1 protein-coding gene is annotated in these 614 nt (G+C 75.1%); it reads right to left on the bottom strand.

Annotated features, from left to right (window positions below; genetic code table 11):
- Positions 1-552: histidine kinase dimerization/phospho-acceptor domain-containing protein (locus AC27KI_RS26825; RefSeq protein ID WP_487116948.1), on the bottom strand; the 552-nt coding region annotated here is incomplete at its 3' end.
- Between the last annotated feature and the right edge of the window lie 62 nt (positions 553-614).

Here is a 614-nt window from a genome sequence, read left to right as displayed (position 1 = left end):
CTCGCCGCGCAGCGCCAGCCGCACGCCGCGGGCCTGGGCCGCTGGGCGGGCGGTGTCCAGCCGTTCCTGCAGCCAGGGGCCGAGCGGCACGGTGCGGGGGTGGAGGTTGAGCGGCTGCACCAGCGAGAGCAGGCTTTGCACCAGGCCCTCCAAACGGTCGATCTGCGTGACGATGGACGCCAGCGCGTCGGCATGGCGGGCCGGCGGCGCGGCCAGGGCGTTGTCCGCCTTCAGGCGCATGGCGGCGATGGGATTGCGGATCTCGTGCGCGACCGAGGCCGTCATGCGGCCCAGGGCGGTCAGGCGCAGGTCGCGGTGGCGCTGGGCCAGGGCCTCCTTCAGCCGTGCCCGGGCGTCTTCCAGGCGGGTGCCGAACGCGTTGAAGCCGTCGACGATGCGGTCCAGCTCGCGGATGCCGGTGCGCTCCAGGTGCGGCACGGTGTCGCCCTGGGCCTGCGCCAGCGCACCTTCCAGGCGCCGCACCTGGCGCAGGCCGCGCAGCAGCATCCAGCCCAGCCAGGCACCCGATCCCACCACCAGCAGCGCCAGCACCGCGATGCCGGTGCGCAGGGTGTCCTGTGCGGCGATGGCGCCGGCGTGGGGCGCGCGTCATG

The organism is Acidovorax sp. KPB24-03 (assembly GCF_057546605.1).
The sequence above is the reverse complement of the archived record's forward strand: the minus strand, read 5'-3'. Positions and strand labels throughout refer to the sequence as shown.